This window comes from Streptomyces himalayensis subsp. himalayensis (assembly GCF_013778455.1).
Lineage (GTDB): Bacteria > Actinomycetota > Actinomycetes > Streptomycetales > Streptomycetaceae > Streptomyces > Streptomyces himalayensis.
Genome location: NZ_JACEHE010000006.1, coordinates 318,737 through 332,959, shown reverse-complemented (window position 1 = coordinate 332,959; position 14,223 = coordinate 318,737). Strand labels below are relative to the sequence as shown.

Annotated in this window: 11 protein-coding genes; 8 read left to right on the top strand and 3 right to left on the bottom strand. The window is 69.1% G+C overall.

Annotated features, from left to right (window positions below; translation table 11 throughout):
* The first annotated feature begins 2 nt into the window (after positions 1-2).
* The gene (locus H1D24_RS13190; protein ID WP_181657653.1) at positions 3-785 is read left to right on the top strand and encodes an MBL fold metallo-hydrolase; all 783 of its coding nucleotides are present in this window, start codon (positions 3-5) and stop codon (positions 783-785) included.
* A gap of 399 nt (positions 786-1,184) precedes the next feature.
* Here the strand turns inward: H1D24_RS13190 and H1D24_RS13185 are convergent, their stop codons facing one another.
* From H1D24_RS13185 to H1D24_RS13175, 3 genes are all read right to left on the bottom strand, one after another.
* Positions 1,185-2,183 carry an Lrp/AsnC family transcriptional regulator gene (locus tag H1D24_RS13185; protein ID WP_181657652.1) on the bottom strand — a complete coding sequence of 333 codons (999 nt, stop codon included), beginning with the start codon at positions 2,181-2,183 and terminating at the stop codon, positions 1,185-1,187.
* Positions 2,184-2,551: 368 nt separating this feature from the next.
* The gene (locus H1D24_RS13180) at positions 2,552-3,091 is read right to left on the bottom strand and encodes a GNAT family N-acetyltransferase (RefSeq protein ID WP_181657651.1); all 540 of its coding nucleotides are present in this window, start codon (positions 3,089-3,091) and stop codon (positions 2,552-2,554) included.
* Positions 3,088-4,374, bottom strand: coding sequence for an NsdA family TPR-like regulatory protein (locus tag H1D24_RS13175; RefSeq protein WP_181657650.1), 1,287 nt, complete (start codon positions 4,372-4,374; stop codon positions 3,088-3,090). Before H1D24_RS13175 ends, H1D24_RS13180 begins: the two co-directional genes overlap by 4 nt.
* A gap of 241 nt (positions 4,375-4,615) precedes the next feature.
* On the opposite strand from H1D24_RS13175, the gene H1D24_RS13170 reads away from it, so the two are divergent.
* The 7 genes from H1D24_RS13170 (at position 4,616) to H1D24_RS13140 (ending at position 13,525) form a co-directional block, all read left to right on the top strand.
* The gene (locus H1D24_RS13170) at positions 4,616-5,062 is read left to right on the top strand and encodes an ATP-binding protein (protein WP_181657649.1); all 447 of its coding nucleotides are present in this window, start codon (positions 4,616-4,618) and stop codon (positions 5,060-5,062) included.
* Between the two features lie 211 nt (positions 5,063-5,273).
* Entirely contained in the window at positions 5,274-5,474 is a 201-nt protein-coding gene (locus H1D24_RS13165; RefSeq protein WP_220136662.1) for a hypothetical protein, read from the top strand.
* 93 nt (positions 5,475-5,567) lie between these two features.
* The gene (locus tag H1D24_RS13160) at positions 5,568-5,747 is read left to right on the top strand and encodes an FxLD family lanthipeptide (protein WP_181657648.1); all 180 of its coding nucleotides are present in this window, start codon (positions 5,568-5,570) and stop codon (positions 5,745-5,747) included.
* Between the two features lie 227 nt (positions 5,748-5,974).
* Complete coding sequence (locus H1D24_RS13155; protein WP_181657647.1) at positions 5,975-8,920, top strand: lantibiotic dehydratase; 2,946 nt, start codon at positions 5,975-5,977, stop codon at positions 8,918-8,920.
* Positions 8,917-10,185 carry a lanthionine synthetase C family protein gene (locus H1D24_RS13150; protein WP_181657646.1) on the top strand — a complete coding sequence of 423 codons (1,269 nt, stop codon included), beginning with the start codon at positions 8,917-8,919 and terminating at the stop codon, positions 10,183-10,185. The genes H1D24_RS13155 and H1D24_RS13150 overlap by 4 nt, the downstream gene beginning before the upstream one ends.
* A gap of 24 nt (positions 10,186-10,209) precedes the next feature.
* A complete protein-coding gene (fxlM, locus tag H1D24_RS13145) occupies positions 10,210-12,300 on the top strand; it encodes a methyltransferase, FxLD system (protein ID WP_181657645.1) in 2,091 nt (696 codons plus the stop codon).
* Positions 12,301-12,388: 88 nt separating this feature from the next.
* Entirely contained in the window at positions 12,389-13,525 is a 1,137-nt protein-coding gene (locus H1D24_RS13140; protein WP_181657644.1) for a hypothetical protein, read from the top strand.
* Positions 13,526-14,223 lie beyond the last annotated feature (698 nt).

Sequence of the window (14,223 nt, the reverse complement as noted above, 5' to 3'; positions counted from 1 at the left end):
CCATGACCCAACTCCCCGTGGTTCCAAACTGGTTCACCGTCGAACAGGTCAGCCCCACGCTGACGCTGATTCGCGAGCCTCACACCAAGCCAGTCCTCGCTGCGAACACCTGGGTGATTCATGGACGGGATAGGGACCTCTTCGTGGACAGCGGCCTGGGCATCGCATCCATGCGATCATGCATTCCCGAGTTCTTCGACCGCGAGCCGGCACTCGTGGCGACTCACGGTCACCTGGACCACCTCGGTGGTGCACACGAATTCGCCGAGGTCTGGGCGCACGCCGCCGAGAGGATCGAACGACCAGGTCGGGGCTCTCTCGTACCCGGATCTCTCGCCCACGTACTAGGGGCGCCGGACGGCATCTTCGGGGACGGAGTGCTCCTTGACGCCGTACCGGAGGAGAGCTACGACTGGGGCGCATACGAACTGCGGCCCGTCGTGCCGACACGTGAACTGGCGGAGGGCGACGTCATCGACCTCGGTGACGCACGGTGGGAGGTGCTCCACCTTCCGGGGCATACACCGGGGAGTGTGGCGATATTCGAACCGGAGCAGAAGCTGCTGTTCTCCGGGGACGTCGTGTACGACGACGGCACTGACATGATCGACTTCCTCGCCGAGAGCTCACCGGAGGACTACCAGGTGACCATGCGACGGCTGCTGGAGCTCGATGTCGACACGATCATGGCGGGTCATGGCGAGCGCTTCGGCCGAGAACGTCTGGTGGAGCTCGCGGAACGCTATCTGTGCAGGGTCGGCAAGCCGAAGACGTATGCGGGCTAACCGGGGCCGGTAGGCGCGATCGCCGCCCGTGCCTGCGGCCAGATGCCAGGCGGGCAGTATCGGTTCGCCAAGGCGGTCTCGCTACGCAAGGCCACGCTGGCCACGTCCACGGGCGGTTGTACGGCTGAAGGTGTGAGGGCCGCCCGAGGCGCTCCCTCACGCGGATTGGGCCGGCGACAGCACCCCAGGATCACCAAGGACAGGGGCAAAGAGCCACACAGGCCCGGAGGCCACAAGCCCGGACCGAGCTCTAAGGTGATTCAGGCACATACAGATGCGAAGCCGCCGTGGCGCCCGGTGAATCCACCTCGGTTGTCGGGCCTGCTAGGAATTGAGTTGCGTGGGAGTGCCAGACGGTAGGCGTCTGACACTCCCACGCTGCTCTTTGAAGAGAGCCCGTCAGAGAGCGGTCCAGGTGTACGGCAGCTTGTGAACGTCGATGTAGCTGAACGTCTCCGTCGACGTGATCCCCGAGATTTGGCGGAGCACGGTCCCCGTCAGCCGGTACAGATCTGCCCGGCTCGCGCAGCTGACCTCCAGCAGCAGGTCGTACGGCCCAGTGGTGGCGGCCACTACTTCCACCTCATCGATGTCACTGAGGTACTGCACCACGTCAGGAATCGGGCCCTGCACGCGCAGCCCGACCCCGGCCTGCACGCGTCGACCGTACAAAAGCTGGTTGGTGATCGTCACGATTCGCACCTCGCCGCGCTCCAGGAGGCGCAGCACACGGCGACGGGCACTGGCGTATGGCACGCCCGACTGCTCGGCGAGTTCTTTGAAAGAGGCGCGCCCATCCTGCTGGAGAACGGCAACCAAGGCTCGGTCGGCGTCGTCGAAGTCTCCCCGGGCATCCGGCCCCGCCGAGTTGCCGGGGCGCCCACCGCCGACGAGGAGTTGCTGGGAGCCCTCGGGCGCGTACTTCTCCACCGAGAGATAGTGCATGGCCATGCAGGTGTGCACCCCGAGGACGCTGCGAACCGACTCATCCAGGACCTGCAGCATTTCGCGGTCATCGCGGCACACGAGTTCGATAATGATGTCGAACATGCCGGTCGTCTGCACCACTAGATCGGCCTCGGGCAGTTCCGCCAGCGCTCGGGCCACGGGCAGCGCCGGGCCACTGACAGTGATACCCACCAGCGCGAAGCTATCCAGGCCCACGGTGGCCGGGGAGACACTGCCGACCACTTTGATGACATCGTCAGCGATCAGTCGCTTCAGCCGCTCACGGACCGCGTCGCCTGACAGCTCGACACGGGCGCCGAGTTCGGCGTAACCCGCCCGCCCGTCCGCGACAAGGAGTTCGACGAGCTGCCGATCGACGGCATCGAGCAGTCCACCAGGCGCCTTGCTGTCCTTGGGCGACCTAGTTTCGGACTGGCTTGAGGTCTCCAATGCGCGGCTCCCCCTTCAGGTGGCAATCTGTTTTCACATGCTACCCCTTACGCGCGAAAAATTTGCACGCTGGGGAGTGGGGCGAGGGATGTGTGCATTGATAGTTTCCGTGCGAGCAGGGCGCTCTCGGTAGGGGTATTTCACAGGTAGGCCGGGATTGCGTCGAGATGGGAGGAAAACATGGGTTGAACGCCTGCTCTTTGGCTTGAAGCGCTTGAAAAGTGTTCCGGGCGGGACGACGCGAGAAGCCGGTCGACCCGGACGGCAGGCCCGTACAGCGACTCGCGTACGACCTGCGGGGGCTGCGAGAAAAGGCAGGGAAACTGGTATCGGTGGAAGTCCGTCAAGCCGGTGGGCCGTGGTGCTGTTCAGCGGCTTGCGCGGATCATCACAGTGAGGACGGGCGAGGCCACTGACGGCTGGCTCTGCCCGATGTCTTCGTATCCCCACGACTTGTAGAGCGCGTGGACTTTTCCGTCCCCAGCGGCCGGGTTGACCATGAGGGTGACGAAGGGCTCGTCACGTGTGGCGAGGAGGGCGTCGTGGATACGCAGGGCAGTGCCGGTCTTCCGCCAGGCAGGCCGGACGCCGATCTCCTTCAGGGCAACGGCCGGTCGCTGGGTGTACTTCTCCGCCGGAGCCGGGTTGGTGCGCTGCCAGTACCGGTCGCCGTGCTCAATGGTATTGCCGTAGGCGTAGCCGACCGGATGCCTGCCCGCGTACGCGAGGACAGCCGCGAACCCCGGCTCGGTGCTGTGCCGGTCCAGGCGTTCGCCGAACGCGGTGACCGCGTAGTTCGGCAGGTGGAGGAGTGGGGCGCGCACTTCGGCGTACGCATCGAGGAGGTCGCCGCGAGCGGTGTCGAGGGTGGTGAAGGTGCGCAGTTCGATGGCGGGCGCCGTGGTCATGCGGCCATCCTCCAGGTGGCGGCGTGCTCGGTCCAGGTCTGCACACTGGAACTGCCCGGCGCGGTGGCGCGCAGTGCGGCCCCGAACTCTTGCAGCATGCGCGTGACCCGGGCGTGCTGCGTAGCGGCCTCGGCGGGGACCTTCATTGCGGTGGCAGTGGCAGCTTCGGGGGCACCCTGGGCGAGCTGGGCGTGTGCGAGCCGGGTCGTGGTGATGGCCCGGGAGCGGATCATGTGGGGTCGGAGGGCGGACAGGCAGCGGTGGGCGTGGTACTCGGCTGTCGAGTAGTCGCCGAGCGCCAAGTGCGCTGACAGGGCCAGGGAGTCCAGTTCAGCCTGGTCGTAGAAGGCGAGCATCCACACCGGCCGGTAGTCGGCGGGGTCGGCGCGCAGCATGGCGTCCTGCGCCTGCTCGAACGCCCGGCGGGTGCCGGTGCGGTCCTGGGCCGCGCCGTGGATGGCGCCTTGGCGGGCCAGGCCCAGGGAGGCGAACAGAGGGTCTCGGCGGGTGAGGTGCAGGTTGCGGGCGACGTCGTTGGCGGCGAACGCGTCCGCGGGACGGCCCATGTGCCGGTACATAGTGCCTGCGTGGCTCCAGATGCGGAACTTGATCGCCTGGTCGCCGGACATCTCGACGAGCGCCTGGGCCTCACGCATGTGCGCCTTGGCGATGTCGTAGCGCCGGCCGTCGATGGCAGCCCACATCGCTGAGGAACGGAACGCCGCTGCGGAGGCGTAGAGGCTGCTGCGTACCCGCTGGCTGGCGCTGCCCGCGTTCTGGAGATTCAGGGCCTCGTCGGCGAGAGCGGCGGCCCGCTGCTCGATGCCGAGTTGGCCGCCGTGGCGGTGGTCGCTGGCGATGATCTCGGCGAAGCGCTTCTGTAGACGGTCGACGTCGCTCATGCCGATGCGGCGCGGGGATGCGGTGCCGGGAGCGGCGGCTGCTGCGGCGGCAGCCGCCGCGATGCCTCCGACGAGGGTACGGCGCTTCATGTCGGGGTCCTCCTGCTGCGGTGGGGCTGGGCTGGACGGAGTCCGGCCCCGTGGCACGAACCCTAGAGCGATGGCGGGCAGGCCGCTGACGTCCTCAAGCGCCTTGCGGGTAGCCGATTTGGGCCACGTGACCCGGCCTGCTTTCCAGTCCCGGACCGATGAACCGTCGAGGCCGCCATGTCTCCCGGTCAGCTCCTCTAAGGCCCTGTTCACAGCGTCAGCAAGGCTGTTGGAGCTGTAGCCGTGTTCGGCCATCCACGCCTCAAGAACGGTGTTGCGCGTGGTGTCCATGTCCGCACGGTAGCCCTCACCTCCCCTGACCCGCCAGGTAAAGAGAAGGTCAAATCGCCCTAGGTCCTTCCGATGGACGGACGGCTGATCGCCCTAATCACCTTGCTCGGGAAGGGAGTTGTCTTGGTGTCGGTCACCCGCCACGCCCACCGTGGGGGCGGCTGTTGACGGCCCGGCCCGCCCCTGAGGTTCCCCCGCGGGGGTGGGCCGGGCGCCGAGACGACGCGAAGGCTCAACCCCAATGACGAGTCTCATTAAGCCAGTTCAGGCCGCCCCCACCGGCCACCCCGCCTACAGCCAGACATTCCCGTGTGAGCCGTCCACGGCCAAAATCGGCCGCAAGCTCGTCCGTGACGTCCTCGGCGTATGGCACCTCGACAACCTTGCCCACGTCGCCGCGCTGATCATCTCGGAGCTGATCGCGAACGCCGTCAGGCACACCCCGTGCGACTCGATCCGCCTGATTATTGGGCGGCCGAGCGCGACACGGGTGCGCGTTGGGGTCGTGGACCGGGCGCCATCGCGCATGCCGGTGCTCGGGCAGGTCGGGGATGACGACGAGTCAGGCCGTGGCCTGCTTCTGATCGACGGCATTGCCGACCGATGGGGCTATGACCTGCATGGCCCGGACGAGCGCCCACGGTGCAAAGAGGTCTGGGCCGAACTCTTCATGAAGGGCGACGAGTGAAGCCGGCCGTGGCTACCCCGCCCGTGCCGGACGTCGCCCGCCTACGTCCCCGCCAGCAGATGGCCATGGAGTGCGCACGCTGTGCCAGGTACCTGGGAGCGAGCGGCGAGATCTTGGGCGATGTACGTCATCGGGGCCTGCTGTTCCGGCTCTGGGTGTGCGGGCCCACCTGCCGGTCGCCCGCCCCTGGCCCGTGGACGGGAGCTGAGACATGACCTCCCGCGTGCATGAGCACTGGGTCACCGGTGACTGCTGGCTCGGGTGCGAGCGCACCGGAGTGCCCGTGATCTGGCTCGGCCCACTGCAGTGGGACGGGCAGCATGCCCCGGTCCACGCCTGCAAGGCGTGCCTCGACCGGCTCAAGGCTCAGGCGCTCGCTTACTTCATGGAGCGGCGTCCGGCTGCCGTCTGACCAGACTCCCGCCTCCGGCCGTGCGGACTGTGCCGTACGGCCGGAGGCGGGCACCACCGCACAACAACATCGCAACCACTCAGAGGAGTTGGCATGACACGCAGCACGGTAGTACCGAGCAGCACCTACGCGACCCAGCAGACTCCGAGGACGTCGGACGGTTTCGACCTGGACGTGTCCCTCGTCGAGGTCGCCGACCCCGCGGGTCTGGTCAACCTGACCGACGACAACTGCGGAACCACCTGCGGCGCCTGCACCACCAACGTCGCCTGAGCCGAGGCTTCACGTCGCTCCGGGCTGGTGCCGCCGCGCCCTGTTGTGTGGCGGCACCAGCCGCCCGTCCCTCACCTACGGAGGTAGTGGTGGATGCTCCGCCCCCAGCGTTCCGAACCGGCACGACCGCTCTCGTACGAGCCGTTGCCCGGCCGACACTGCGGTGTCCTCCGCTTCCGGACCTCAACGATCACTCTCCCAACGGGTCCGCCACCTGTGTCGCCTGGTTGCGCGCGGTCTGGGCGAACGGCGACCTCGTCGAAGCCCTGGAACACGCCAGCCCGGTCCTGGCCGCGCAGGTACGGACCGTGTGCACGGCCGATGAGCCGTCAACGCGAGACGTCCGGCGTGCGGCACTGTCCGTGGCCCGCTACCTGTTGCGCTCCCAGCACCGGGCGACGCCGTTCGGGCTTTTCGCCGGTGTGACCGTCGCGGAATTCGGTCCGCAGGCGGGCGCACGTTGGGGTGTGGAGCACGTGGCCATCGGCCATGCGGGCGCAGGGTGGTTGGCCGCCGTCGTCGAGAGGCTGGAGGCCTGCCCCGATCTCCTCGAACGGCTGCCGGTGGTCGTCAACAACGCCGTGACGAGCCGCGGGGACCGGCTCATCGTGCCGTTCCATTCCGACGCCCAGGACGGTCGGACTCGCGCGGTTGAGGCGTCCATGGCCCTCACCGAGCCCGTGCGCGCGGTCCTCGCCGCAACGCGGGCGCCGCTCCGGGTCGGTGTGCTCGCGGACAAGCTCCAGGCGGAGTTCCCCGAGGCCGGACCGGAGAAGGTGCGCCGGCTGCTGGTAGAGCTGATCCAGCGGCGTGTCCTGATCACGAGCTTGCACACACCCAGCACCGAGACCGACGCCCTCGGGTATCTACTCGACCAACTCGACGCGATCGACACCGACAGCCTCCCCCCGGTCGCGGAGATGCTGCGCGATCTGCGGGCGATCCGGACCGGCCTCAATGAGTGCACTTCGCGGGGCGGGCGGGACAGCGTCGCAGCGCGGATGAGGGCCCTCGTGCCAGGTCTGCGCCGCCACCCTGTCGCGCTCGACCTGCGCCTGGACGCGCAGCTCGTACTGCCGGACGCGGTCGCCCGCGAGATCGAGCGCGCGGCCCTGATCCTGACCCGAGTCAGCGCCCGCCCGTACGGCACCGCGGCGTGGGCCGCGTACCACCAGCGGTTCTACGAGCGGTACGGCATCGGCACGATGGTGCCGCTCCAGGAAGTCGTCGCGGACAGCGGCACTGGCTACCCCGAGGGCTACCCAGGCACCCCGCCCGGCGCCCGTCGACCTCGCGTCTCAGCTCGGGATGACGCCCTCGTACGGCTGGCGCAGGCAGCCGCGCTCGACGGCCGCGACGAGGTGGTCCTCACCGACGAGTTGATCGACGCCCTGGACGTAGGGCCCGACGAACCCCGGGTGCCGCCACACCTGGAGGTGGGGGTGCGCGTCCATGCGGCAAGCGTTGGCGAGCTGCAGCGCGGGCAGTTCCGGCTGGAGGTCGTGAGCGTGTCTCGCGGCGCCGGCGTCTCCGCAGGCCGGTTCCTCAGCGTCCTGGCCCCCGCCGACCGTGAGGCCCTGGCCGCCGAGCTGGCTGACCTTCCGACCGCTGACAGGAACACCGTGCCCGCGCAGCTGTCCTTTCCGCCGCTCCTGCCCGAGAGCGCCCACATCACACGCGCCCCGCGAGGCCTGCCCATTGTGATCAGCCTCTGGGAACACCGAGCCCCCGCCGACGATGTCCTCACACCTGCGGACCTGGCGGTGGGGTGCGACGGCCGCCGCATGTACCTGGCCGCCCCCGAGCGCGGCCAGCGCATCGAGGCCGTCGGGATGCACGCGCTTAACCTCCACACGCACACTCCGCCGTTGGTGCGATTCCTCACCGAGTTGTCGCGTGCTCAATGCGCGCAAGTCACCGTCTTCGACTGGGGTGCTGCGGCGGCGATGCCGTTCCTACCGCGCCTGCGGTGCGGACGCACGGTGCTTGCCCCGGCCCGCTGGCGGCTGGAGGCGACCGAGCAGCCTGGTCGTGCACGCCCTCGGGCCGAATGGGACTCCGCCCTCACCGATTGGCGGGCTCGGCGGCGGCTACCTCAACGGGTCTACCTCGTGGAGGACGACCGGCGTCTCTTCCTTGACCTCGACGAGGCCGGCCACCGGACGCTGCTGCGCCAGCACCTCGACCGAGTGGGCCTGGCCGTGCTCGTCGAGGCGGCGGAACCGGGGGCGTTCGGTTGGTGCGACGGTCGCGCCCACGAGGTAGTGGTGCCGCTCAAGGCCATCCGGCCGCCGGCGTGGCCGACGCTTACGGCCCCCACCCCGGCTCGCGCCCTCTCCCCAGCCCAGATGCAGACCCCGGCCGCTTCGTCGGTGTTGCTGGCCACCTTGTATGGAGACGCTCGCCGCCAGGACACCGTGCTCTCCTGCCACTTGCCCGATCTGCTCGAACGGCTCGGTGGCCCGCCGTGGTGGTTCATCCGCTTCCGCGACCCCGAGCAGCACTTGCGTCTGCGCATCGCGCTACCCACGCCGGAGGCGTTCGCCGAGACGGCTCGAACCGTGAGCGCGTGGGCCGACGAGCTGCGCGGCGCCGGTCTGCTGGCGGACTTGCGGTACCCCACCTCCTACCGGGAGATGGGCCGTTGGGGATCCGGCCCTGCATGGGGCGCAGCCGAGGAAGTGTTCCGGGCGGACTCGCGTGCCATCCTGGCCCAGCTCTCGCAGCCGCGGCGCCCACACGAGCGCACGCTGGTGGCCGCACACACTGTCTCTATCGCCTCCGCGTTCCTCGGCAGCACTCAAGCCGGGATGCGCTGGCTGATCGACCACATCCCGCCCACAGCGCCCGTGCCCGTACCGCGCCCGCAGTTCACCGATGCCGTACGTCTGGCCGACCCTGGCGACGACTGGGCGGCATTGCGCGGCGCCCCTGGAGGAGCGGCGATCATGTCGGCGTGGGCCGATCGCGACGCGGCGCTCGCTGCGTACCGGCGGCACCTGCCAGGTCCCCACACGCAGGGCATCGCCCTCGATGACGTCCTGACCTCGCTGCTGCACGTTCATTTCGTACGGCACATCGCGGTGAACTTCCCCGAAGAAGAGGTCTGCCTCTACCTCGCTCGCGCTGCCTCCCTGGCCTGGACCGCCTGCACCACTGGGAGGACGCCATGACCGCACAGGCCGTGCTGGACCTGGCCGACGTCGTCGCCGAGCAGCTCGCCGACCCCCACACGGCGTACCTTGGGCCAGCGGTCTCTCATCGGCAGCACCTTGCCTATGGCTTGCCCGGCATCGCGCTCCTGCACATCGAGCGGGCTGCGGCCTGCCTGGGGCCGTGGCAGCGCGCCCACGACTGGCTCGCCGCCGCCTCCCGTGAACCGCTCACCAGCGGCCCCGACAGCCACCCCTTCTACGGGGCGCCCGCCTTCGCGCACGCTCTGGCCTGCGCCGCCGATCACCTGCCCGGCGCCTACCAGCGCGCGCTTGACACTCTCGACCGACAAATGGCTGACGACGTGAGCCGCCGCGTCGACGCCGCACACCGGCGCATCGACGCCGGACTCCTCCCAGCGCTCGCGGAGTTCGACACCATTCGCGGCCTGAGCGGTTACGGCTCCTACCTCCTGCGCCGCAACCCTGGCAGCGCCGCCCTGCGTGCCGTACTCGACTACTGCGTACGCCTCACCCAACCGATCACACACGACGGCGAGAACTTGCCCGGTTGGTGGACGGAGACAGGGCCCTCGGGCCGCCCGGACGACCGTTTGCGAGGCGGACACGCCAACAACGGCATGGCGCACGGTATCGGCGGCGTGCTCGCGCTGCTGGCGCTCGCCGCCAGGCAGGGCACCTTCGTCGACGGCCACGATGACGCACTGGGCCGGATCCTGGTGTGGCTGGACCGATGCCGAGAGGACACCGGCCGAGGCCCGGCGTGGCCGTACTGGGTCACCCGGGACGAGCTGCGCACCGGCCGCCTCACCTCGTCCACGCCGCGGCGGCCGTCATGGTGCTACGGCACCGCTGGCCTCGCCCGCGCCCAGCAACTCGCCGCGCTCGCCCGCGGCGACGACGGCCGCCAGCTGGACACCGAGAACGCGCTCGTGGCCGCCCTCACCGACCCCGTTCAGCTCAAGGCCACGACGGACAACGCCCTGTGCCACGGCTTCGCCGGCCTCGCCCACGTCGCCGCCCGCGCGGCCGACGACGCCCACCCCTCGACCGCCGGACAGCTCCGCGCCACGATCCCGGCACTCCTAGCCGCAGTCCAACCGCCGGACGCCGACCCCACACACGCCGCCACGACGCTCATGCAGGACGAGGAGCGCGGCCCCGGTCTCCTCGACGGCGCAGCCGGTATCGCACTGGCCCTCCTCGCGCCCAGCACTGCCGAACCGCCCCGATCCACTTGGGACGCCTGCTTGCTCATCGCATGACCCCATCGAACGAAGGACACCCGCATGCCCCCGGACCGCTCCGACCGCTGGCAGCAACACAACATCACCTTCGCTGACCGCGAGAGCGCCCAGCGCGCCATCGTCGAACGCATCGCCCCTGTCCTCCTCGCCGCCGAGAGGGACGGGCAGCTCACCGGCTGGTGGTTCATGAACAAGCAGCCCTGGCCCCTGCGGTACCGCGCGGACGAGCCTTCACCCGCCGTCGAAGCGCTGCTGAGCGACCTCGTCCAGGACGGCATGGCCGTGTCATGGCTGCCCTGCATCTACGAACCCGAGACTCACGTCTTCGGCGGGACCCAGGCCATGGGCGTCGCCCACGACCTGTTCCACAAGGACAGCCGCCACCTGCTCACCTATCAACCAGGCCCGGAGCAGCTGGGCCGCCGGGAAACCGCCGTGCTGCTGGCAAGCGCGATGATGCGGGCGGCCGGCCTGGACTGGTTCGAGCAGGGCGACGTATGGGTAAAGGTCGCCGCCCTCCGACCGGCCACCGGCCTTCTGCCCTCTGCGCGGGCCGCCGAACTGGCGCCCGCGATGCGGAAGCTGATGACGGTCAACGCCAATAGCCTGTGTCGCCCGAACGGCCCGCTCGCCGAGCACAACGAGTGGGTCGCCGCTTTCGAGGGGGCGGGCACCGCGCTCGCCGACCTCGCAGGCCGCGGCGCCCTCACCCGCGGTCTGCGAGCCGTCATTGCCCACCACGTGATCTTTCACGCCAACCGCGCCGGTCTCCTCCGGGACGACCAAAGCGCCATGTCCAACATCGCACGAGAGGTAATCATGGGAACGAGTGCCAACACCGCGTCGACCGACGAGGCCACGGCCGAGACGGATAGCGTCAGGGCGGTGAACACTGACACGATCGCCACCCCCACGGCTGACGCCGAACGCCTCCGCAACGCCCTGGTCGACCAGCTTCGCGCGGACGGGCACGCCCGCACGGCCGCAGTCGAGAATGCGCTGCGGACTGTGCCCCGTCACGTGTTCGTGCCGGACGCGTCGCTCGAAGACGCCTACGCCAACGCACCAGTGCACATCAAGTACGACACCGACGGCACATCGATCTCGTGCGCTTCCCAGCCGGGCGTTGTCGCTCTCATGCTGGACCAGCTCGACGCCCAGCCCGGCGAGCGCATCCTCGAACTCGGCGCCGGCACCGGCTACAACGCCGCTCTCCTCGCCCACCTGGTCGGGGAGAGCGGGCACGTGACCACCCTCGATGTCGACGACGACCTTGTGGAGGGCGCTCGCGCACACCTGGCCGCAGCCGGTCTCACCAACGTCGAGGCCGTGACCCGCGACGGGGCCCTCGGCTACGCCGAAGGAGCGCCGTACGACCGGATCATCGCCACCGTGGGCGCTCACGGCGTACCACACGCCTGGATGCAACAGCTCGCCCCCGACGGCCGGCTCCTCGTCCCCCAACGCCTGAAGGGCACCGTCTCCCGGTCCATCGCCTACGAGCAGCGCGAGGGTCGATGCGTGTCTCTCGGCAGCGAGATGAACACCTTCATGCCGCTCCGGCGGGGCATCGCCGACGACGACCGCCGCGTCATCCCGCTCAGCGCAGACGGCACCGTCCGGCTACAGGCCCCCGCTGGGCAGAACATCGACGCCGATGCCCTCGCCGGAGTCCTGGACCAGCCGCGTACCGAGGAGTGGACCGGCATGATGGTCCGCGCCATGGAGTCGCCGGAGTGGATGGAACTTTTCGTCACCTGTTCCCTTCCCTCCGGCCTCATCCGGATGCTGTTCCCCCAGAACGCCAAGGGCACTCTGCTCACGGAGGACCCCTACCCCTCGTCGACCGCGGCCGTCGACAAGGGCGCCGTCACCTACCTGGCGCGACGCGTGTCGGAGAAGAAGACCCCCGAGGGCGACAAGCTCTGGGAGTTCGGCGTCATCGGCCACGGCCCCGGCAGCGACGAGCTCGCCACGAAGGTCGCCGACGCCATCCGCACCTGGGACCGCGCATACCGCGACCGCGAGGCCACGTTCGAAATCCAGCCCCTCGACGCACCCGCCATCGAGCAGCGCCCCGGATTCTTCGCTCTCGACACCCCGCTGAACCGCATCGTCGTCGACTGGCGGTGACGCCCCTTGCGTAGGGGACGGTGCCCGCCGGCGTACGGCTGGCGGGCACCGTCGGCCCAGTACTTCTCACTCACACCACGGGGGAGCCATGGACCCGTACGGACCCATAGCCCAGCGCTTCCCGCTCGTCGCCCGATTCCGGCCCGCCTGTCTGCCCCTGCCCGAACGCGTGGGCGGCCTCGTCGACCTCGCCGAGACGGCGGTGGAGAAGGGCGACCAAGGGCTCGCATCCGCCGTCTACAACCAGGCCGCGCTCATCGCCTCCGATCTCGGCCTTCCCGATCTCGCTCGCGAGATGTGTCACCAGCACGCCGCCGCCTACCTCGAGGCTTGCCCCCTGCCCGGCATGAGCGTAATCAGGGGACTGGAACCGGTCGTCAACCTCGCCCGCCTCCAGATCCGCGCCGGCCACACCGACGAGGGACGCCAGCACCTACTCGACCTGTACAAGGCCGTCGAGGCAGGCATAGCTGCCCGGTTCGAGGGCGTCGCCGTACCGGCGGACCTCACTACGACCTACGAGGACCGCCACGAGGTCCGCGCGTGGCTGTGGCGCGTGCTCCTCGCCGATGGGACCCGCACCCTCACCACCAAGGGCCGTTGGGCGGAGGCCAAGGCACATATCGAAGTTCACCACGGAGTAGGCAAACGGATGCTCGATGGGCGCCAAGTCGCCGTACTCGCCACCCTCGTTGCGGGTGACACGAAATGGGCCGCTGCCCTCCTCGCCGACACCGTGCCCGGCGATCCGTGGGAGCAAGCTGTCACGGCCTGCCTCACCTTCCTGTGCCGCCGAGATGCCGGGCGGCTGGTCGACGGCCACCTGGCGGAATTGGTGACGACCTACTCCGAGCGGAAGGCCGAACCTGGGATGACCGTCTTCGACATCAGGCTCGGCCTGACCATCCTCGACGCGATCGGTTCTGCCGAGGCGCCAGGCGCGCACCACATTGTCGAGCAGCTGCACCGCAGGATGACGGAGGCTGAGGACGGCTACGCGGCCCGCGAGAATCTGCAGCACTCCCTGTTCACCGCGCTTGCCACGGACCGGCAAGCGCAGGACTGCCGCGCTCTGGTTCGCGCCTGCGCCCTCGGGGCAGGGTCCATCCCCGACAAGCTGAATAGAGAACTGGCATCGGCTTTGCGCGCCAGCGACAGCGTGATCCGGACGAGTCTCGCGCGGCCCTTCGACCCCGGACATGCACCTTCTATGAAGAGAGCCTGATGGCCGCCCGCTGGCGGCTCGTTGTGCGGCTGCGGTACGCACGGACGCCGCGGGCCCGGTGATCGGCGACACCTCCCAGAATGCCCATGCGGTCGTGATCAGCGCTGCCGGATTGGCTGCGGCTGTGGCGGAGACGTGGCTGTCGCAGGTTGTACGGGAGTAGCCCGGCCTTTTGTGACGCTGCGAGCCCTCGCGCCCGCCGCTTCCCGGTCGGTGGCGTGACCGAGGGGTCCATGCACACGCAGTCGGGCCCGAACGGTGAGTAAGTGTCTGTCGGAAACCTTCAGCTCACGGCAGACGGGAAAGAGCCCCAACGGACTGGAACCTCCTCCGGGATCATGCCAACGTACAACGACCCGGAAAACGCCAGGTCAGCAAAGGGATGTGGGCCTCCGAGTCGAACCGGCAGACGGTCGGCCGTCCCCAATCCACAGCACGCGCCACTCGGTCTCGTGAACGAGCAGCCCAAAGGAGGTCCACCTGCAGGTTCCCGCAATCCGATCCGCCCGCTTCACCGCCCCCATCCTCATGGCGCTTGGTGCCGCGAACGTGTGGACCGCCCAGATGACGGTGGACTATGCCGCTCTGTCTACGGCGCTGTGTTTCTTCGTCTGCGCGGCAGGACTGTTCGGTGATGACTTACTGCAACGCGCTGCCACCGTGATCGAGAGGTCCTCGCGTACATCGCGGTACATCCC

Coding starts and splice junctions, on each gene's coding strand:
- H1D24_RS13190 (WP_181657653.1), top strand. CDS start 3: ATGACCCAACTCCCCGTGGTTCCAAACTGGTTCACCGTCGAACAGGTC.
- H1D24_RS13180 (WP_181657651.1), bottom strand. CDS start 3,091: ATGACCACGGCGCCCGCCATCGAACTGCGCACCTTCACCACCCTCGAC.
- H1D24_RS13175 (WP_181657650.1), bottom strand. CDS start 4,374: ATGGACACCACGCGCAACACCGTTCTTGAGGCGTGGATGGCCGAACAC.
- H1D24_RS13170 (WP_181657649.1), top strand. CDS start 4,616: ATGACGAGTCTCATTAAGCCAGTTCAGGCCGCCCCCACCGGCCACCCC.
- H1D24_RS13165 (WP_220136662.1), top strand. CDS start 5,274: ATGACCTCCCGCGTGCATGAGCACTGGGTCACCGGTGACTGCTGGCTC.
- H1D24_RS13160 (WP_181657648.1), top strand. CDS start 5,568: ATGACACGCAGCACGGTAGTACCGAGCAGCACCTACGCGACCCAGCAG.
- H1D24_RS13150 (WP_181657646.1), top strand. CDS start 8,917: ATGACCGCACAGGCCGTGCTGGACCTGGCCGACGTCGTCGCCGAGCAG.
- fxlM (WP_181657645.1), top strand. CDS start 10,210: ATGCCCCCGGACCGCTCCGACCGCTGGCAGCAACACAACATCACCTTC.
- H1D24_RS13140 (WP_181657644.1), top strand. CDS start 12,389: ATGGACCCGTACGGACCCATAGCCCAGCGCTTCCCGCTCGTCGCCCGA.